The organism is Dehalobacterium formicoaceticum (assembly GCF_002224645.1).
Classification (GTDB): domain Bacteria; phylum Bacillota; class Dehalobacteriia; order Dehalobacteriales; family Dehalobacteriaceae; genus Dehalobacterium; species Dehalobacterium formicoaceticum.
Window position 1 is genome coordinate 3037443 of record NZ_CP022121.1, and the last position, 18813, is coordinate 3056255.

General features: G+C 40.3%; 18 protein-coding genes, 3 tRNA genes and 1 other annotated feature. Of the genes, 7 read left to right on the forward strand and 14 right to left on the reverse strand.

Annotated elements, in window-relative coordinates; translation table 11 throughout:
- Position 1: 1 nt before the first annotated feature.
- The 3 genes from cooS to CEQ75_RS14710 all read right to left on the reverse strand — a co-directional run bounded on the left by cooS (position 2) and on the right by CEQ75_RS14710 (position 3795).
- Complete coding sequence (gene cooS, locus CEQ75_RS14700) at positions 2 to 2029, reverse strand: anaerobic carbon-monoxide dehydrogenase catalytic subunit (protein ID WP_089611869.1); 2028 nt, start codon at positions 2027 to 2029, stop codon at positions 2 to 4.
- Between the two features lie 85 nt (positions 2030 to 2114).
- Positions 2115 to 2876 carry an ATP-binding protein gene (locus CEQ75_RS14705; RefSeq protein ID WP_089611870.1) on the reverse strand — a complete coding sequence of 254 codons (762 nt, stop codon included), beginning with the start codon at positions 2874 to 2876 and terminating at the stop codon, positions 2115 to 2117.
- A 292-nt stretch (positions 2877 to 3168) separates the two neighbouring features.
- The gene (locus CEQ75_RS14710; protein WP_089611872.1) at positions 3169 to 3795 is read right to left on the reverse strand and encodes a hypothetical protein; all 627 of its coding nucleotides are present in this window, start codon (positions 3793 to 3795) and stop codon (positions 3169 to 3171) included.
- A gap of 187 nt (positions 3796 to 3982) precedes the next feature.
- On the opposite strand from CEQ75_RS14710, the gene CEQ75_RS14715 reads away from it, so the two are divergent.
- From CEQ75_RS14715 to CEQ75_RS19250, 4 genes are all read left to right on the forward strand, one after another.
- Positions 3983 to 4059, forward strand: a tRNA-Pro gene (locus CEQ75_RS14715).
- A gap of 6 nt (positions 4060 to 4065) precedes the next feature.
- A tRNA-Gln gene (locus tag CEQ75_RS14720) sits at positions 4066 to 4140 on the forward strand.
- Between the two features lie 186 nt (positions 4141 to 4326).
- A tRNA-Leu gene (locus CEQ75_RS14725) sits at positions 4327 to 4412 on the forward strand.
- A gap of 221 nt (positions 4413 to 4633) precedes the next feature.
- The gene (locus CEQ75_RS19250) at positions 4634 to 4759 is read left to right on the forward strand and encodes a hypothetical protein (RefSeq protein ID WP_257913838.1); all 126 of its coding nucleotides are present in this window, start codon (positions 4634 to 4636) and stop codon (positions 4757 to 4759) included.
- Between the two features lie 289 nt (positions 4760 to 5048).
- Here CEQ75_RS19250 and CEQ75_RS14730 read toward each other — a convergent pair whose 3' ends face one another.
- From CEQ75_RS14730 to CEQ75_RS14745, 4 genes are all read right to left on the reverse strand, one after another.
- Positions 5049 to 5723: a TMEM165/GDT1 family protein gene (locus tag CEQ75_RS14730; protein ID WP_089611873.1), complete on the reverse strand. Its 675-nt coding sequence runs from the start codon at positions 5721 to 5723 to the stop codon at positions 5049 to 5051.
- 339 nt (positions 5724 to 6062) lie between these two features.
- On the reverse strand, positions 6063 to 6353 hold the full coding sequence (locus CEQ75_RS14735; protein WP_089611874.1) for a hypothetical protein: 291 nt from the start codon (positions 6351 to 6353) through the stop codon (positions 6063 to 6065).
- A gap of 90 nt (positions 6354 to 6443) precedes the next feature.
- Positions 6444 to 9086, reverse strand: a complete 2643-nt coding sequence (locus tag CEQ75_RS14740) for a dockerin type I repeat-containing protein (RefSeq protein ID WP_089611875.1) — start codon at positions 9084 to 9086, stop codon at positions 6444 to 6446.
- Positions 9087 to 9320: 234 nt separating this feature from the next.
- Positions 9321 to 9620: an iron-sulfur cluster repair di-iron protein, ric gene (locus CEQ75_RS14745; protein ID WP_089611876.1), complete on the reverse strand. Its 300-nt coding sequence runs from the start codon at positions 9618 to 9620 to the stop codon at positions 9321 to 9323.
- 276 nt (positions 9621 to 9896) lie between these two features.
- Between CEQ75_RS14745 and CEQ75_RS14750 the strand changes: the two genes are divergently transcribed.
- Both CEQ75_RS14750 and CEQ75_RS19575 read left to right on the forward strand, forming a co-directional pair.
- Positions 9897 to 10484: a DUF6448 family protein gene (locus CEQ75_RS14750; protein WP_089611877.1), complete on the forward strand. Its 588-nt coding sequence runs from the start codon at positions 9897 to 9899 to the stop codon at positions 10482 to 10484.
- Between the two features lie 105 nt (positions 10485 to 10589).
- Positions 10590 to 10895: a cation efflux transmembrane domain-containing protein gene (locus tag CEQ75_RS19575; protein WP_089611878.1), complete on the forward strand. Its 306-nt coding sequence runs from the start codon at positions 10590 to 10592 to the stop codon at positions 10893 to 10895.
- Here the strand turns inward: CEQ75_RS19575 and CEQ75_RS14760 are convergent.
- From CEQ75_RS14760 to CEQ75_RS14770, 4 genes are all read right to left on the reverse strand, one after another.
- Positions 10834 to 11439, reverse strand: a complete 606-nt coding sequence (locus CEQ75_RS14760) for a protein-L-isoaspartate(D-aspartate) O-methyltransferase (protein ID WP_089611879.1) — start codon at positions 11437 to 11439, stop codon at positions 10834 to 10836. The two genes, CEQ75_RS19575 and CEQ75_RS14760, sit on opposite strands and share 62 nt — an antisense overlap.
- A gap of 61 nt (positions 11440 to 11500) precedes the next feature.
- Positions 11501 to 12736 carry a tyrosine--tRNA ligase gene (tyrS, locus tag CEQ75_RS14765; RefSeq protein WP_089611880.1) on the reverse strand — a complete coding sequence of 412 codons (1236 nt, stop codon included), beginning with the start codon at positions 12734 to 12736 and terminating at the stop codon, positions 11501 to 11503.
- A gap of 54 nt (positions 12737 to 12790) precedes the next feature.
- Positions 12791 to 13023: a binding site (T-box leader), on the reverse strand.
- Positions 13024 to 13090: 67 nt separating this feature from the next.
- Positions 13091 to 13258: a hypothetical protein gene (locus tag CEQ75_RS18705; RefSeq protein ID WP_198306555.1), complete on the reverse strand. Its 168-nt coding sequence runs from the start codon at positions 13256 to 13258 to the stop codon at positions 13091 to 13093.
- A gap of 53 nt (positions 13259 to 13311) precedes the next feature.
- A complete protein-coding gene (locus CEQ75_RS14770) occupies positions 13312 to 13665 on the reverse strand; it encodes a DUF134 domain-containing protein (protein ID WP_089611881.1) in 354 nt (117 codons plus the stop codon).
- 320 nt (positions 13666 to 13985) lie between these two features.
- On the opposite strand from CEQ75_RS14770, the gene CEQ75_RS14775 reads away from it, so the two are divergent.
- Positions 13986 to 14372: a NifB/NifX family molybdenum-iron cluster-binding protein gene (locus tag CEQ75_RS14775; RefSeq protein WP_089611882.1), complete on the forward strand. Its 387-nt coding sequence runs from the start codon at positions 13986 to 13988 to the stop codon at positions 14370 to 14372.
- A gap of 55 nt (positions 14373 to 14427) precedes the next feature.
- On the opposite strand, the gene CEQ75_RS14780 is transcribed toward CEQ75_RS14775, so the two are convergent.
- The 3 genes from CEQ75_RS14780 to CEQ75_RS14790 form a co-directional block, all read right to left on the reverse strand.
- Positions 14428 to 16293, reverse strand: coding sequence for a DUF4153 domain-containing protein (locus tag CEQ75_RS14780; RefSeq protein WP_089612660.1), 1866 nt, complete (start codon positions 16291 to 16293; stop codon positions 14428 to 14430).
- 182 nt (positions 16294 to 16475) lie between these two features.
- Complete coding sequence (locus CEQ75_RS14785; protein WP_089611883.1) at positions 16476 to 16703, reverse strand: heavy-metal-associated domain-containing protein; 228 nt, start codon at positions 16701 to 16703, stop codon at positions 16476 to 16478.
- 138 nt (positions 16704 to 16841) lie between these two features.
- Positions 16842 to 18695: a heavy metal translocating P-type ATPase gene (locus tag CEQ75_RS14790; RefSeq protein ID WP_089611884.1), complete on the reverse strand. Its 1854-nt coding sequence runs from the start codon at positions 18693 to 18695 to the stop codon at positions 16842 to 16844.
- Between the last annotated feature and the right edge of the window lie 118 nt (positions 18696 to 18813).

Consider the following 18813-nt stretch of genomic DNA (forward strand, 5'->3'; position numbering starts at 1 on the left):
ATTAATAATTTTCACATAATTGAGTTTCGTATTTTTCGGCAGTCTTTTTATGAATGCCCAGTTTCCATGTGCGATTATCAAGGGATGCCAGCAATTTTGCGGCAGCCACCATGGGATCGGTTTCAAAAATGAAGTATCCACCGTACACATCACTGGCAATCTGAGTAGCAATGCCAAATACCAAAGGACTTCCTTCAATGGGCGGCATGGTGCCAACATGAGTGGGATAACCCATAGCCACAGCACCGGCACCGATGGAAACAGCCTTTTCACTCATGGCTTCAGGCGCACTGGCCACAAAAGGTACCTTAGGCGTGTCAACATTCAATTGTTTTGCCATCAGCGTGCTCAAATCGTGGGCGCGGGAATTATCTACGCAGGATCCCATATGGAAGACCAAAGGCAGTCCATCTGTCAATTTATCCTGATTGGCATCCGCCAATCTCTTCAAGAAGTTCTTTAATCCTTCACCTGCATATTCTTCAATTGCTTCAGGAGCCATCATGCCTGCCTTGGCCAAAGCCTGTGCAGAACATCCGGTCGTCACTACGAAGACATTGTTTTTGGTTAATTCCCTGGCAATGGTTAAATGGTTGTTATCATGGACGGATTCCAGATTATTACAACCGCAAAGGAGAGCAACCCCGGCAAGCTCACCGGCTTCTACAGCATCAGTCAGTACCTTAATGGGCGTTTCCGGATTGATGGCAGCAAGGAGTTCCACTATTGCTTCCACGCTAAAACCGGCAATGACCTTACTCTTAATTTGAGGAATGTCACATACCATGCCTTGTCTGTTTTTATATCCTTCAATGGCCAAACGGATAACTGCTTTGGCGCTTTCCACGGCATGCTCTTCATCAAAAGCAAAATGATGGGCGCCTGGTATTTTTGAGATATCCATCGTAGTCACAATTTTCGTATGGAAGCATTCCGCTACTGCTTGTACGCTGGGCATAATACACTGTACATCTACGACCATCACGTCAACAGCACCGGTCATAATGGCCAGTTCCTGAGAGGAGAAGTTAGTGGCAATGGGAACACCGGACCGCATCAGTACTTCGTTACCGGTACAGCAGATACCGGAAAGTTGAATACCGGTTGCCCCGGCTGCTTTCGCTTCGGCTTCCATTTCCTTAGCCACATTAACCACCGTCTGACTTAAGATGGGATTGTGACCATGGACAATCACGTTGACTTTATCTTCTTTGATCACACCCAAATTCGCTTCGGTCACCACAGGTTTGGGGGTGCCAAATAAAACATCCGATAAATCGGTGGAAATATGCATACCGACATAGTCGGCTAAACCGCATTTCAAACCGCCGAAAATAATGTTAACCGGATCCGCATCCGTACCGATATGAGTCTGGTGCAGTAAAGACACCACAGACCGATCGATAGCGGTAGGGGCAATACAGCAATCGGCAAATTTCTTGTTTCTGCCGTCCGTAATAGTCGTTCTTAACCAGGTACAAGGTTCATCAGTTTGGCGGCCGAAATCCTCCAAGGCTGCTTTTGATACTTCAACAGCCAGTTCGTTCTCAGTCTTTCCTTCGGCACTGATGCCGATTCTTTCTGCAACTCTATTTAATTTTTCCACATCGGTAACCTTAAAATCAGCAAGCTTGCCTTCTGCTGCATGGAGCAGGGCATGAACGATGTGTCTGCCGTGGTCAGAGTGAGCGGAAGCGCCCCCTGCCATCATGCGCGCGATATTTCTGGCAACAATGGTATAGGCAGTAGCACCGCAGATTCCTTTACTTCCGGGTCCATCACCCGGTTTAATGCGGCAAGGGCCCTGGAAACAGATGCGGCAGCAAATTCCTTCATAACCAAAAGCGCACTGGGGCTGCTGGGCAGCAAAGCGATCATAAGAAGAGATTAAATTCTGATCTTTTGCCTTTTCCAGCATATACAAAGCAGCAGGATCCACGGAACGCATAATGTCTTTGGGATCCTTGATCCGTTCCTTTCTAGGTACGGATGGGGTCGATTGTAGAGTTGTTTCTCTAAATCTTGGCATACTTTAAACCTCCTTCATCAACATATACATTAAGTTTTGTGAAATAGCTACAAACATGAACTGTTGATACACACACTCACTTACTTTAGTTAATCTGCCTGATTAAATTGTTAAATACGAAATCCATGTCCTGTTCAAATACTTTTGCGTCTTCTTTTGGCGCCAGGCCCAAAGCTGCATCCAACATTGCTTCATTGTAACTGACAAAGCCCAAAATATCTTCTGGTATTAAATGTTTATTAAGGAATTCCTGCTCTTCCAACCGGCGAATCTTATTGCCAATATACTTGACATTTTTGATTTCTAACTCGTGGGCTAGCTTCGTCACTACCTGGGCTGTCTGCACACTGACAAGGGTAGGTTCCGTAACTACAACAATGACATCTACCCCCTGGGAAGTTCCTCTGGTAAGATGTTCAATACCCGCCCCCATATCAAGAACGACGACATCTTTATTATCAAGGAGCAGAGCGTTCATTAAAGAATTTAAAAAAGAGTTCTCCCTACAATAACAGGAAGATCCGCCCTGCTTCACTGCCCCCATTTTAAAGAACCTAATGTTTCCCAAACGAATCGCATATTCATCTAAAACATCGTCCACATTTGGGTTAAGAGAATAAAATGCCCCTCCCCCTTCGCTTTTGCCGGCGATAACCTCTCTCATATCTACAATTGGTTTAAGATTTTGGATATCCTGGCTTTCGATTCCTAAAACCGTGCCTAGACTAAGATCCGGATCCGCATCCACTGCGTATACCTGATATCCTTCTGCTGCAAATTTTTTGACAATGTAAGCAGAAATCGTTGTTTTTCCTACGCCGCCTTTTCCAGAAACAGCAATCTTCAACTGATATCGCCTCACTTCATTGAGTTCTGGTTCCGTGCTGATTCATTAAAACTCTTTAAATAACCATAATAATCAAAATTTCTGAATATTATTATAGCACAAAATTATATCAAGCAAGGAATTCAATTAATTATATTATTCAAAACTTTTACTTATAGATTGATGAATAACTAACTTATCACACTTGACACATTACGTGCTTTTATCCTTCTATATCCATTAGTTCATTTATTCACAAGATTAAGATGTTGCGAAATGTTTGATATATTGCTTTTAAAAAAATCCTTTCCGATTATGGCTTTACGGCATCCAATAATTGATTTAACTGATCCAGGTTTGATCTGATATATTGACCGCCCATTTCAGCTTGCATCTTGACATTCTCCTTCTGAGTCTCATTTAAACCGGCAAAGGAATCCTTAGATACTCTTTGGCAAACTTCAACAGCTTTTTCCAGGACTTGCTGCATGTCTTCCATTTCCCCATTATTAATATCCGGTACAATCTCCCATTTCCCATCCTTTTGCTTTAATGTCAGGATAGATAAAACCGGCTGTTCCGGATTATTTTCAAGAATGTGGACTGCTCCAACAACCCCAAACTCTCCCGTGACAGTTGAAGGAAATAGCTTGACTAACCTGGCCTCTGCAAAACCGCTTCCTTCCATATACGCCTTAAATTGTTCCTTCATATCTTCACTCCGAGCATCTTCAGAAAACAGCAGAACCATAGTGTCATATGCTTTTTGATCCAATAAGCGATAATAAGAATCTATGGTATTAGTTGGGTTGTCTTGCCGTACGACAATACCGGAGGCGGGATCTTTCCAAATCGCGTTCACGGCACCACCGGCAGGTATCCCGACAGTAACCAACACGATAATTTGCACAATAAAAATTCCAACAATCAATTTTTTCACTGAACTTTAACCTCCTTAATTAAAATTAATCCGAAAATGAAAAAAACAAAGAAAACCTAGAATGTCCCTTTGAAATATTCACCTCCCGCAGAACCATTCATCTTATTTTCTATTATTTATAAATTGTTGTCAACTGTAAATTCTTTATTGACTTCTTCTCTGGTTTTAGATATAATAAATTCTGCTGCGGGACGTAGCGCAGCTTGGTAGCGTACCTGATTTGGGATCAGGTGGTCGCAGGTTCAAATCCTGTCGTCCCGACCATGTCAATGGGGTGTAGCCAAACGGCAAGGCAGCGGTCTCTGGATCCGCCATGTGTTGGTTCGAATCCAGCCACCCCAGCCAAAAAGAACAAGAGATCAGATAACAATATCTGATCTCTTGTTTTATCTTTACATGTTTAACCGGACATGTTTAACCGGCAATTCAATTCCCATTGCACGAAAAATAAAGGCACAAAAAATAAATCTTTAAGGTTTATGCAATTTCCTTGATTTTTTATTTTCTCTATGTTATATTATTTCTTGTGATGCGGCAGTGGCGGAATTGGCAGACGCGCTAGATTCAGGTTCTAGTGGTGAACAGCCGTGGGGGTTCAAGTCCCTTCTGCCGCACCAAACATACATAACATAAACAAGGGTTTACCGGATAAAACGTATGTTTTCTCGGTAAACCCTTTTTAATTGAAATCAAACATATGCCTGATTTTTGACCCCAAATTTATCTTAAGTTATTACAAGGAGTTTAAGCCTGTTATTATGACTTTCACTAATAGAAATGTTGTAGTATAATTGCCTTAGTATTTCTTAGTTTAAGTCAAAGGTTGGTGGAATTAGGAATGGGCGACTATTTAATAGGATTAACGATTGCTGTAATTATATTAATGATTAATAAATTCATAAAAGAAAAGCTAAAAAAAGAAGTAAATCGGTTAGTGTATTTTGAAAAAGATGATTTATCATAACCTTAAAAATAATGGCTTGGGTTTATACCCAAGCCAAGTAAGATAAAATATAAATAGCCCTTTTAATACATACCCGTAATTTATCCGATAACTAACTGCCACTAATACCCCCGCTTCTTGACGCAAGTTCATAACTTGCTAAGTGGTTATCTTAGCAAGTTTTAGAACTGCTGCGGTGGGATAAGTGGCATTAAGTTCCTGGATAACGATTTCTAAGCATCGGATGAAGTAAAAACTCCACCTGATGCCAAGAACTCTGTTTATGCAATTGTGTATTAGAAGGGTTTTTTTAACTTTCAGATGCAGCTTTTTTGGCAACTTCCCTGCGTAAGTATACCATATACCCAAATACCATGAGAGAGATAACAGCCAGTGCTGCCCACTTTTGAAGGGGGATTGACAGAGATGTATATATCCCAATATACCCAAATAAAATGAATATCGCTCCTGAAAATAATTTGACAGATCTTTCTGGGATCTTCTTACCCATGACTACACCTATAACAATCCCTATTATGTTTGATACCATCATCCCAGCGGTAGATGCCAATAAAACCGTGAAAATATTTTGATATTTAGCAGCCAGTGCAATTGTAGCTAATTGAGTCTTGTCCCCCATTTCGGCAATAAAAAACGCGATAAATACAGTCAAAAACGGATTAAAATAATCTTTTTTATCTTCCCCTTCAAGAGTATCCCCCCTAAAAGTCCATAGACCAAAAAAGACAAATGATATGGCGGCAAGTAATTGTATTGTAGACATAGGAATCAATCTAGTTAGGTAACCCCCAAGTATAACAGCAAATAAATGATTAAATACCGTTGCCCCAAATACAGCTGCTAAAACAGTTCTGGCCTTGAATCTAGTGGCAAATGCCATCCCTAATAGTTGGGTTTTATCCCCCATCTCACCTAGAACCACAACTAAAAAAGATGTGATTAACGCATCAAAATCAGTAATCATGATAAATCAACTCCTTTGTTACAATTAAATAATTTATAAATAATTTATTTTGAAACAATTAAATACATTGCACCCCCCAGTAAAAAATCAAAGACCTTTAGGCACATTAAAATGTGCCTAAAGGTCTCGTTAAGCAGAATAAACATACTGCCGTTTTTTGCCAGGTCCAAATGACCAGTATGTTGACAAAAAACTCACAACTACTCCCCTTTAGGAGAATATAAGATTATAGCTTACTATAGATATATTACATGGTCCTATTATTAAAGTCAATCTTTTTCGTATAAAAGCATGTTTTTCCGGTAAACCCTTTAAAATTAAATAATTTGATCACTCAAATTATTCTTTCATAGTTTTTGCCTTTTCTTTCAGTTCTTTTGTTTTATCTTCTATTTGTTCTTTTACCGCTTCTGCTTTTTTGCCCGCTTTTTCAAGAACATCCTCTGATTTATCTTTTAGGGTTTCTGCTTTTTCCTTAACCTCTTCTAAAGCGTCTTCAGCTTTATCTTTTAAGGTTCCTGCTTTTTCCTTAGCTTCTTCAAAGGCGTCCTCAGCTTTGTCTTTTAAAATTTCTGCTTTCCCTTTGGCTTCACCGAATGCCTTCCCTATTTTATCCTTTAATTCACTCATAGCAAACCCTCCTATTCTTGTTTATTGATTTTACATTACCCAAAAAGCATCCCTTTGTCAAGAAATTTCTACCAGCCTATAACCAATCTATTATCTGTCAAAGTTAGTAACGACGGCAAGCTGGTTAATAATTTCCGTATTATCATCACTAGTATCAGCTTCAAACCAGATCTGGTCACCCGTACTGATGGAGCGAACGCCGGAGATATAAAAAGGATCATCTCCGTCCCAGTAAAAATCCGTATAGTCATACATGATAGAGTCTTTATCGGTGTTAATCCAGGCGGTGGTACCGTCTGCCTTCCTGTATTCGATGGCATTGTCTATTTTATTCACAGAGACTACCTCATAGCAGGTAAAATCTTCATCCGGATCAAATGCGATGGTCTTTCCAATGAACTTGTTGCTGCGAATAGAATAGTCGTAAATGGCAAACTCAGCAGGAACAGTGCCTTTTATTTCATAATTTTGGGCTATGCCTTTCACGTCGATTTGAACCCAGGGAACACCACTTTTCTTGTAGTTATCGACCACCAGGACATAATCAACAGCGCCAACGGGAGGGATATCATCATTCACATAAATGTACTTTACGGTGGTGCCTTTAAATTCCACGTAAGCTGAAGCAGCTGCACCAAGATCTTTCGCCCATTCAATCAAGTCACCGGCTTTGATTAATTCCGCCTTGTCATCGATGAATTCACCGGAATTAAATATCACGGTATCATCCTTAACGTTGAGCCAATTGCCGTCAACCTTGATTCTCTTGTTATCAATGTCGCCGTCTTGCAAGGAGACAATGTATTTTTCATTGTTTTCGTCAATGTAATCACCCAAATTTGTGCTCTTGCCTGTGGTACTGGGAGAAACGATGATGTGGCCATCCAATTGAGCCAGAATGGTCAGATTGTTGATTTCATTATCTTCGTTAACATTAAATTTAATAAAATCATTAATGTTCACATCATTCTCATTGGAGCCTTCTTCTTGCGGGTAAATCAAATTTACCTTTGCCGTGTCAATTTTATATATGGCTTCAGTGCCCTCGGAGTTCAATACTTTGATCTCTGTGATGACGCGGCTGTCAGGGTTCAGATTGCAGATCTCTGTGATTACACCATAAATGGTGCCAGGTATTTCCTCCGGATCATCTTCGTCAGGAAGAAGATACTCAGTGCCGGGAATTTCGGAAATATTATTCATCTTGATCAATAGATTGACCCCATTACTGAGTTTTCGATTGTTATTATTGTTATTAAGGAAGATGACATAATCACCCCGTTTTATTTCTTGCAGGTCATCGGAAAATCGAGGATTCCCACCACCGGCAAACCAATCACTGTAATCATAAATTACGGTCCGATTATCTGCGTAATACCAGCGGTTGTTTATTTCAAATGCATTTGCCTCCGCGTCTGTATCCGTTACAAGGGCGTAGTGATTATCTGCTATAGAACCGCAGGATCCTTCCTCCCTGTATAAATCAGCACCTTCAGCAAATACATCCGGCTCAAATAATACATGGTTGACATTTAGGATGTTGTTCAAAATCGAATACCCAACAAGAGAGTTTTCTGCCCAATCCCCAGGATTCTTTAACTCATATGATTTTATGGTACCATTGGCATTAAGATCAATCCAATAATCATCGTTATTCATATATTTACCCAAAACCAGACCTTGCTGTGTTTCTAAAGCTATTTCTTCATAAATATACACATATTCAACGTATAAGCCTTTATCATTTAATTGTACATAGGCCCAAGGGGCTCGGTCTAAATCCTCAGCCCAGCGCAGGAAATCACCCTTTTCCTGAACTATTGCTTCCGGATTGTCACTATCTGTACCTTTGCTGTAATATCCGTTGAAGATGATCGTTTCATCGGTGAAAGTGCGCCAGAAGCCATCGACCTTGATTCTGCTATTATTCTTGTTGCCATCCTCGATTTGACATATGAATTTCATACTGTCTTCATCTATGTAATCACTCAGATCAGCGTCGATGACATTTGGGGCTGCTATTGCTTCATCGCAGATAGTGGCTAAAATTTTCAATCCGTCAATTTCATTCCGGTCATTAACAGAAAACTTAATAAAATCATCCACTTTAAGATCTGCTCTCCCGCCCGGGAGTGATTGATATAAGAGCTTCACCCTGTCTGTATCAAGCGAAAATATTGCCTCTTCTCCGCTTTCTGATAAAACCTTAATCTGCTCAATTTCATCGGATATGATATTCTTTTTAACAACTTCCGTCACAACACCGTAATCCTCATGCAATTCCCCATTCGGAGGGGTGTCTTCCGGAATCTTGCCGATAACCACATTGACTGCATGCACCACATCAAATATATTGATTACTCCGTCATCGTTGGCATCAGCAGCTAATTTTTGGGCGGCTGTTGGCAGAACTTTCTCTTGGACAAAATTGATGATGGTGACGACGTCAAAAATATTGACTGCCCCGTCTCCGTTCACATCACATTTTTTTATATGATTTTGTGCCAAAATGCCGTTATCAGTATTGCCGAGAATATTCTGACTCATCGCATCTTTTAAAGCACCTGCGTTCAAAAGAATATTGATGTCGGTTCCGGCAGGAATATGATTAACAAGCTGTGGTTCTGAGTTTTCTTTAGCCAGAACACTTCCGGAAAAAGAAAGAGTCAAAGCTAAAACCAGCAGGAAAAAAAGAAATATATCTCTCTCTTTTCCACACAACAATTTTTCCAATTTAATACTCCCCCTCAAATTATTTTATTTCTTTATTATTTTATCAATAACTACTAATAAATGACAGCCTTTTCTTACCAGATCTTTACATTTACGCAAACATTTAAGAAAGATTCACTCTTTCCCCCAAGAAAACCCGAATCTGCTTTTTAAAGAAAATGAAGTCCACTACAACGAATAAAACCCGGTTTTCCCGGGTTTTATTCGTTCTTTCTTTCTCTCTTTCTCTCTTTCTTATGAATGATATGCTTTATCAGCACTTTCTAACATTTGATAGGTTGCAACATACGTTTCGCAGCCATCACTGGGGACAGCATAATTGCTTGTGATTTTACGCAGCTCGTTAAATTCTGCTGATAAATCAACTTGATCAGAACCGCCTTTTTGCACCTTAGTATTCATTTTTGCAAAAATATCACGAACCTGAGCCAATTCCGGATGATTGTTACCATGGACCTTTGCCAATACGGGGGTGTATGTTGCTAATGTCGGAAAGTGTTCTTTTATTACTTTAGAAAATGTTAAGTTAGACATTCAAATTGCTCCTTTCCTGATCTTTCCTTTTATTATTCATGTCATTTATATATATTATAGCTGTTTTTCTCAGAAAATAACTTGACATAGATCAAAATAAATCAATTTTTTAAAAAACTTGATTTATTTGCTTAAACCAAACCTTCTCTTGCAGTTGACCAAGCAGAATTTCCTTGGTATAATTAGCTATAAGTTTGTATAATTAAATAGTTATATGCAACTTATGCCGATACGGCGGTACTGTACAGTAAAAGCAATATTCAGGGAGGTAGAAAAATGGGAATTGTATTATTTGCGGGAATGATAATATTGATCGGACTTATTTTGGCTCTAATGCCTCGGAAGGCCAGTGCACATTGTGACACAATGGACGGTCCGGCAGTAAAGGATGGAAAGGTCGCATTAGAAACCGGAAACATCAACTACGCTTATAAGTGGATTTTTGAGGAATACGAAGAAGAACTGAAGGGGATCTTCGACTTAAGCCGCAAGGTTCGCACCTTGAGCACCGAAGCTCAGGAAGTCGCAGACCGCTGGTTTTTGGAGAACTTTGTCAGAATCCACCGCGCAGGAGAAGGCGCCTCTTATGATGGCCTGAAGCCTTCCGGAACCGTTTTAGACCCTAAAGTGGTTGCTGCAGATGAAAGTATCGAAAAAGGCAATATGTCTTCTTTGAAGGGATTGGTAACTGAGGAAGAGTACCATGCCCTGGAAGAAAAATTTAACAAAGCGATTGCACTCAAAAGCTTTGATATCAATGATGTAAAAGCTGCCAGAGCATATGTTGAAGCTTATGTTACATTCTTTAAGATGGCAGAAGGGGAAGAACACAGCCACCATCATGGTCATGCCCATGGTCATTAATACACAATCTCTTACATAAGTCATAAAAGGTAAGCAGAAAAATTAAGATACCTTCTTCATTGGAACGAAGAAGGTATCTTGCTATGGAAAGCAAAGGTAGGTATTATGACAGATTTCTTACTTCGAATTTTTGTAAAGAACAGTGAAGAAACGAATAATCCTGATGTGCGAGGTCAAATCGGAACCTTGGCAAGTTGGACCGGAATTATCCTTAATATCTTATTGGTTGCAGGCAAAGGTACCGCCGGGATTATTTCAGGGAGTTTATCCGTAATTGCAGACGGATTTAATAATTTGATGGACGCGGCAGGTTCTGTGGTGAATATTGAATTTTTAGACTATTACACAACTATTTATCTTTTTTGGCAGAAGACTCCCATCCATATTTACCCTTCATTTCAACAAAGGTAACCCGTAGTAAGGTTTCATCATGCATAGTACCATCACTATCTTTAGTAATCAATTTTAATTCCTGATTTCCTTGGGGTCCTACGGGAATAATCATTCTCCCTCCTGGCTTTAGTTGATTTACCAGCTCATCGGGTATTTTTTCCGCGGCCGCTGTGACCATTATTCTGTCGTAGGGTGCATGCTCCTTCCAGCCTTCACTGCCATCGCCGATGGCAAAGAAAATGTTGGAATAGCCTAATTTACCCAGTCTCTCCATTGCCTTTTCCGATAGTTCTTTAATTCTTTCCATGGTAAAAACTGTCTGGGAGAATTCAGCCAGCAGAGCAGTTTGATAGCCGGATCCGGTGCCAATCTCCAATACCTTGCAGGTCTTATCCGGGTTCAGCTCCTCAGTCATTTTTAAGACTAAACTAGGCTGGGATATGGTTTGTTCATGTCCAATGGGTAGGGCTTGATCCATATGAGCATATTTTTTATTTTCATTATCGATGAAGTAAGATCGGTCCAGTGTACCGTAAAAAGCCAGTAGATCATGGTAATTCATATTTTGCCCCTCCTTTTACAATCACCGGTTTAATCTCTTGTTTAATCCCTTGTTTTAAATATTAACCTTGGCTAGGCTTTAACAAAGCCTTATGGTAAGTTTTCTTCCCTTTACGTATTCTGATACCTTTCTCCAATTCAACTGAGGTAATATTATCGTCAATGGATTCAACCTTAGCATCATCAATAAAAACTCCCCCCTGCTGAATCAGACGCCTCGCTTCACTCTTAGAGGCTACTAAACCACAGGTCAACAACAAATCCACCACATTGATCACACCGTCATTCAAGTTCTCAGTTGTAATTTCAGTAGTAGGCATATGAGAATCATCCGAACCACCTGAAAAGAGAGCGTGTGAAGCAGTCTTTGCCTGTTGGGCTTCTTCTTCTCCGTGAATCAGCTTAGTCAGCTCAAATGCTAAAATTTCTTTAGCTTCGTTTAGCTGACTGCCCTCCCATTTGTCCATAGCATCAATCTGTTCAAGGGGTAAAAATGTCAGCATCCGAATGCACTTAAGGACATCAGCATCATTAACATTGCGCCAGTACTGATAGAACTCAAAAGGAGAAGTTTTGTCAGGGTCAAGCCAAACAGCGCCCTTTGCCGTTTTGCCCATCTTATTACCTTCAGAATTCATTAATAAGGTAATTGTCATCGCATATGCATCTTGGCCTAATTTACGACGAATTAATTCCGTACCGCCTAACATATTAGACCACTGGTCATCGCCGCCAAACTGCATATTGCACCCGTAATTCTGGAACAGATAATAAAAATCATAGGACTGCATAATCATATAATTTAATTCCAGGAAGGACAGGCCCTTTTCCATGCGCTGCTTATAGCATTCGGCACGCAGCATATTATTTACAGAAAAATGTGCCCCAACTTCACGCAGTACTTCAAGATAATTCAGCTTTAAGAGCCAGTCAGCATTATTAACCATGATCGCCTTATCTTCACCGAATTCAATGAATCTTTCCATCTGTTTCTTGAAACATTCACAATTATGCTGAATTGTTTCAGGTGTCATCATCGAACGCAAGTCCGTTCGCCCGGAAGGGTCACCAATATAGCCGGTTCCGCCACCTAAAAGGACGATCGGTTTGTTTCCTGCCATCTGTAAACGCTTCATGAGACATAAGGCCATAAAATGACCAACATGTAAAGAATCCGCAGTTGGGTCAAATCCAATATAAAATGTTGCTTTACCGTTATTAACCAGTTCTTTAATCTCTTCTTCATTGGTGACTTGGGCAATCAAACCACGGGCTTGCAATTCTTCATAAACTTTCATTCTAACGACTCCTCTGCAAATATTAAAAATAAAACGCCCCCTGCTCCACATGGAACAGAGGGCAGAAATTGCGGTACCACCTCTGACTCGAAAATTCCTCACAGAATTTCCCTTAATAAGTGCACATACACTCATACGCTTTATCGGGCGTACCCGTCAAACCCTACTATCAGTTCAGGCAGCGGCTCCGGGATGTAATTGGAATCAGTTTTTCTACAGCCTCCCACCAACCGGCTGTTCTCTGAAAAACAAAATACTGACCTACTTTTTCCCTTCATAGCTTTTTAATTATTATCATTAATCATATTACAATTCTAATTGATAAAGCAGTAAAAGTAAAGTCATTAATGAAAATCACTGTTTGGGTGTCTCGGGATCAGTTTTCTTGACACGGGAGAAATAAGGATGAAGCTCAGGCGGCGTTATCCCTTCTAACTTACAATCCTCACAGACCTTTAAGCCATTGTCTTCATAAATATCATCATGAGAAACTTCAGCTCCGCATTTTTCACATTTTTCCATTCAGCATCCTCCTTAAGAGGGACAAGGTGCCTGTCCCCTTGTCCCGCTACTAATTAATTGGGGGGTTCCAAATCCACCATTTGTCTGCGGCAACCACGCCCGCAGCCTACCCGGTCACAGAGACGATATTCGCCGCCTTCAATCAACAATACCTTGCCGTTAACTAATGATTCAGCCAGCTTTTTTCTTGCTTCAAAATAAATGCCTTGAACAGTGGTACGAGCGACATTCATTTTTTTGGCACATTCTTCTTGAGTAAAACCCTCCAAATCGATCAGTCTAATTGTTTCGTATTCGTCAACTGTCATATGCACATGATTATTCGCATCCGCAGGTAAATCAAGCGGTCCGAATTTACTACACTCGGGCAGAGAACAAACTTTTCTCCATTTTATCGGTCTTGCCATAAATCTCTCCTCTTTATTTTATCAAATTAGAAATATCCGAAGTGTCCTTTACGGTATACCGTTTGAGGGACAAGGGTTGGACAAGATATTTATGACCCTGGTTTATGATTTATGATATTAACAGTTTTATTATATCGCATTTGGGGTATATGTCTATAATGTTTTTGATTTTAATACCGGATATAAGGGACAGAATGCGCAAGATTAGGATATGAACTGGGATATTGACATATGATATAAATCCCATTATACTTTATGTAGTTTATGGCATATGCCAATTATAATTTTAATAACATCAATAGAAAGCGAGGGCATGTAACATGAAAATTGCGGTGACATATGAAAATGGAGAGGTGTTTCAACACTTCGGACACACCGAAAGGTTTAAAATCTATGATATTGAAAACGAAAAAATTACGGTAACCACGATTGTCAACACAAATGGCAGCGGTCACGGCGCACTTGCCGACATTCTTAAAAAGATAGGTGTTGATACACTTATTTGCGGCGGTATCGGCGGAGGGGCAAAGAGGGCACTGGCTGAAGCGGGTATTAAGCTCTATGGTGGTGTCTCCGGCGATGCCGATAAGGCAGTAGATCAATTACTTTCGGGAGAATTGAAATTTGATTCAGATGCGACTTGCGACCATCACGGGGAACATCATGGGCACACCTGCGGCGAACAAAGATGTGGAGAGCATCATTAATCTGCAAAAATCTGCTAAAGAATGAATGAAGGGGAGTGCAATCTCCCCTTCATTCTTATTTTTCACTGAGATATAAAGCATAGGGATTCATCCAGTAATTAATGATGTCATTCGACGGATCAACATTGATATCGATATTGTTGATTACCAGCAACATTTTCAGCTCAGGAGTTTCTAATTTCAAACTCATGTCATCGAAGGAGGGTACGTATTTTGCCGATTTTCCCGGTGGGTATTTTTTCGTAAGTCGGTCTAAATAATCATTCAAGTCCTGTTCAATTATCACCCGTTCATCAAGCAGGATTTTTAATGTGGGTATATTATCTTTCTCGTTAATAATCCAATATATTTGATAGGTTCCCTTATCACCTTTCAAAGTGGTATATCCCTCATCATTACCAGACCTGACATAGTATTCTCTTAGCAAGACAGACCATCGATAATCACTTATATCCACAGCCTCGGCGGGCAAGGTTAAGGAAAGGCCCAGGTATCCGCCCGGAACATCAACACCATCCGGTTCCGGCCAAGTCTGTTCAAAACCCATTTTTGCCTTAAAAATATCACTTCTACCCAGACTCTTGTCTAACCATGCAGGTAATTTGGCATCTTCGGAATAAGCCAAAAATAGGACGGCATCAGTAATTGACTCCCGTACTTTTTTGTCCGGCTCAGAAACAGCAGGCACTATTTCACCATTTTGCAGCATCGCCTGTTCAGTTAATAGATTTTCCAGGCGGTTAACCTGAGCTGTTACCGGTAAAGCATGAGCTCCGATGATCGGTAATACCCAAATTACTGCCAGAATACAGGTTAATGAAAAAATTACCGGATAAGCTTTGTCTTTGATCAGAATTAATAAAACAGCAGCTGCTGCAGTCAAAATCCATAACAGGATAAAGGAATATTCTGTTATCTTTAGGCCTGATTTTTCCAGCTGGGTGAATAATGCCCAGGCTTCAAAGGCCAGGATAATTAGCGCTGCAATGGGGTAAAACCTTCGGTAAAATTTTGCAAGCCCTGTTTCATGATGTGCCGTCATCATATGGAGCCAGATACCAACAATCGCAAATGAGGATGCGATGCCGGAAAGACGCACAAAGGAGGATCCCATGCCGCCCCATAGTGTTTTACCCGCCCAGATCAGAAGTACAGCGGTTAAAGCCAGAAAGATGGGGATCATGATCGATCCAAACAGAACCTCAACGAAACGGGGCTGTTTTTGGGCAATTTCCCGATGAGGATCAATCCTATCCATACGGAAATCCGGGAAATAACCGATGAAAATGGTAAATGCTAAAAATCCGGTCACTGTCCCAATATACATATAGACTTTGCTGCTCATTTGATGATAAAGCAAAGCCTGTACTGCCCCCGCCACCCCGGAAACACCGGCCATGATCACACTACCGTATATTAAAGCAATGAAAAAAGCTTTGTGCGTCATAAAGAAGGAACGGGAAAGGTCGGATTGTTCTTTGGGGAAACCGGCCAGCATGATAAAAGCCAGAAAACTGACCAGAATGGCCGCTGTAACACGAGCAACAGCAAGCATTGAAAGAACACTAAAGCGGGATATATTCGGATCGGGTGCAGCTTTGCCAAAAAAATAAAGCAAAAGAAAAGCCACCCCGGTTCCTGCAATACCAAGAAGATTGCTAAGATAAAAAGCTTTTTTATCTTTAAATCGGCTCCAGGAAGCGGTGATAACTGCTAAACTGAAAATGGCTCCGAAGGCAAAAGACCAATGCAAGCAATTAAATAAGAAATTATAAGGTTCCTGTTGAGGCCAATCCAGTTCAATTCTGATAACCGTTACGATTGCAAAGGCCAGGGCATTCAGGATCGCAGCCGGAAAAACCTCAAATGCATGTGCGGCACCTTTTAAAGCAAGTGAAATTGATCGCGTAAAAGTAGTCATAATTTTCACCTCTTTTAATTTCATTATAATAGGAACGCTCCATTTGTAAAGAAATATTTAGGGTGCCATGCTTTCTGATCCATTTTCTTTAAATATTGAAGTACGAAATATATTTAACTGCATTACAACTGGTTAAAAATCAGGAAGCAAGAGAATCGTCCCCTTGCTTCCATCCTGGCATCTTATTTTACTTTAGATTTAATAACATCGTAACCTAGTTTAGTAATTGCACCTTCTATATCTTCGATTGAGATCTTATCTTCATCAAAATCCAGTTTTACTTTGCTTGAGTTAAATGATACTTTTGCAGAATCTTTATCGATACCATCTAAACCTTTAAGTGCACCTTCAATTTTTTGCATACATGCCGGACATGTTAAAGTTTCTAATTGGATTGCTGCTGACTTCATACTATAATCCCCTCTCATTAATTATTTTTGGTTGAGTTTTCTTAGACTTTTTCTTATTACTCTTATTTCTTGTAGCTTAATTATAATCTATTTCACTAAATAATGCTCTGATTTAGTCAAGTTTTTACTTTTTTGATCTTATCTCAGTTTATAACGTAATAATCTCATCCCGTTTAGAATAACTGCTAAGATACTGCCTTCGTGCACCAACATTCCTATTGACATATTCATCCATTCACTGAATAATAAACTGGCCAGCAATACTAATACAACGCCTACCGCAATAAAAATGTTTTGCTTCATATTTCTGGCCGTAGCTTTTGTTAAGCCCAGAGCGTGGGGTAAACGACTAAAATCTGAATTCATTAAAACAACATCTGATGTTTCAATAGCAACGTCGGTACCACTTCCCATGGCGATACCGATATTTGCCAATGCTAGTGAAGGACTGTCATTAACACCATCGCCGATGAAAGCAACTTTCTGACCTTTTTCTTCAATCAACTTCCTGACGTACGCTGCTTTATCTTCAGGTAACATATTGCCATGAGCCTCGGTTAAGCCCAACTCACGACTAACCACGTCAACAGTTCCCTGGTTGTCGCCTGATAGCATTACCAGGTTCTTTACTCCTAATTTCTTTAGCTTCTGAAGATCTTCTTTAACGCCCGGACGTATCCGGTCACGTACCCCCATCAACACTTTCAGCTCTCCATCTACAGCGGTTAATACCAGTGAGTTTCCGTTTTTTTCGAAACGTTCAACATCGGATCTCGTTTTTTCATTAATTTCAATATCTTCTCTTTCCATTAGGGCAAGATTACCTACCGCAACTTTGTGCCCATTGACACTTGCGACAATTCCGCCGCCTTTGACAACCTCCGTATTTTCAACCGGTGAGAATGTGGTTGCACCAATTTCCTCTAATACTGCTTTTGCTAAGGGGTGATCTGATTCACGTTCCACGCTGGCAAGATATCCTAATGCTTCATCAATATTATCGCCATAATATTCTTTTTCTGCAACCGAAGGATTTCCTACAGTTAGGGTACCCGTTTTATCGAATATCATGGTATCCAATCTGCTGAAATCACTGATTACTTCACTGCCTTTTAGTAATATTCCATGACGGGCCCCATTTCCGATACCGGCAACGTTTGATACCGGTACCCCGATAACTAAAGCACCTGGACAACCCAGCACCAGAATAGTAATTGCCAGCTCAATATCCCGGGTGAATAACCATACGATGAAAGCCAGCACCAGAACTGCCGGTGTATAATATTTCGCGAAACGGTCTATGAAACGCTCTGCTTCTGATTTTGAGTCTTGTGCTTCCTCGACCAGTTCAATGATTTTACCAAATGTTGTGTCTTCACCTACACGGTCTGCAACAATTTGGATCGTTCCATTATCTAAGATGGTACCGGCAAATACATTGGAACCTTTATCCTTGCCCACGGGGAGAGATTCTCCTGTAATACTTGCTTCATTAATACTGCCTTCACCGGTCAAAACTGTACCGTCAACAGGAACCTTGGCCCCGGTTTTGACAAGTAAAACATCACCTTCGTCAACATCATCCACTTCAACTTCTACGAACTCTCCATTTTCCATTTGTTTTAGTGCACTTTCCGGTGCCATATCAGTTAATTCTTTTATGGCTGAACGGGTTTTATTTAAGGTGCGTTGCTCTAAAAAAGCGCCGAATAAGAATAGAAATGTAACAATTGCCGACTCTTCATAGCTCTGAATTAATAACGCCCCAATAACAGCGATTGTAACTAAAACATCAATACTAACTACTTTTACGCGTAAAGCCTGATAAGCTTGGATGGCAATAGGTGCTGCACCCAGTATGGAGGCAATTACCAATGACCAAACAAAGATATCCATATTGCCTACTGTCCATAAGTTAATAAATGCGGTGGCAATTAAAACACCACTGATTAATGTGATTAGGTTTTTATTCTTTAAAATATAGCGCTGCATGTCTCCTCCTCCTCTCCTTCTTTCATTTATTTTTTTGTTTTTACTGAACGAGTTCACTTATCTTGTATGTACATTTTAGCACGACTTTCATGAAAAACATTTGACCTGCGTCAATAAG

Bases quoted from the DNA above. Each gene is read 5' to 3' on its own strand.
- cooS (WP_089611869.1), bottom strand. From the start codon at position 2,029: ATGCCAAGATTTAGAGAAACAACTCTACAATCGACCCCATCCGTACCT.
- CEQ75_RS19250 (WP_257913838.1), top strand. From the start codon at position 4,634: ATGGGCGACTATTTAATAGGATTAACGATTGCTGTAATTATATTAATG.
- CEQ75_RS14730 (WP_089611873.1), bottom strand. From the start codon at position 5,723: ATGATTACTGATTTTGATGCGTTAATCACATCTTTTTTAGTTGTGGTT.
- CEQ75_RS14735 (WP_089611874.1), bottom strand. From the start codon at position 6,353: ATGAGTGAATTAAAGGATAAAATAGGGAAGGCATTCGGTGAAGCCAAA.
- CEQ75_RS14745 (WP_089611876.1), bottom strand. From the start codon at position 9,620: ATGTCTAACTTAACATTTTCTAAAGTAATAAAAGAACACTTTCCGACA.
- CEQ75_RS14750 (WP_089611877.1), top strand. From the start codon at position 9,897: ATGGGAATTGTATTATTTGCGGGAATGATAATATTGATCGGACTTATT.
- CEQ75_RS19575 (WP_089611878.1), top strand. From the start codon at position 10,590: ATGACAGATTTCTTACTTCGAATTTTTGTAAAGAACAGTGAAGAAACG.
- CEQ75_RS14760 (WP_089611879.1), bottom strand. From the start codon at position 11,439: ATGAATTACCATGATCTACTGGCTTTTTACGGTACACTGGACCGATCT.
- tyrS (WP_089611880.1), bottom strand. From the start codon at position 12,736: ATGAAAGTTTATGAAGAATTGCAAGCCCGTGGTTTGATTGCCCAAGTC.
- CEQ75_RS18705 (WP_198306555.1), bottom strand. From the start codon at position 13,258: ATGGAAAAATGTGAAAAATGCGGAGCTGAAGTTTCTCATGATGATATT.
- CEQ75_RS14770 (WP_089611881.1), bottom strand. From the start codon at position 13,665: ATGGCAAGACCGATAAAATGGAGAAAAGTTTGTTCTCTGCCCGAGTGT.
- CEQ75_RS14775 (WP_089611882.1), top strand. From the start codon at position 13,986: ATGAAAATTGCGGTGACATATGAAAATGGAGAGGTGTTTCAACACTTC.
- CEQ75_RS14780 (WP_089612660.1), bottom strand. From the start codon at position 16,293: ATGACTACTTTTACGCGATCAATTTCACTTGCTTTAAAAGGTGCCGCA.
- CEQ75_RS14785 (WP_089611883.1), bottom strand. From the start codon at position 16,703: ATGAAGTCAGCAGCAATCCAATTAGAAACTTTAACATGTCCGGCATGT.
- CEQ75_RS14790 (WP_089611884.1), bottom strand. From the start codon at position 18,695: ATGCAGCGCTATATTTTAAAGAATAAAAACCTAATCACATTAATCAGT.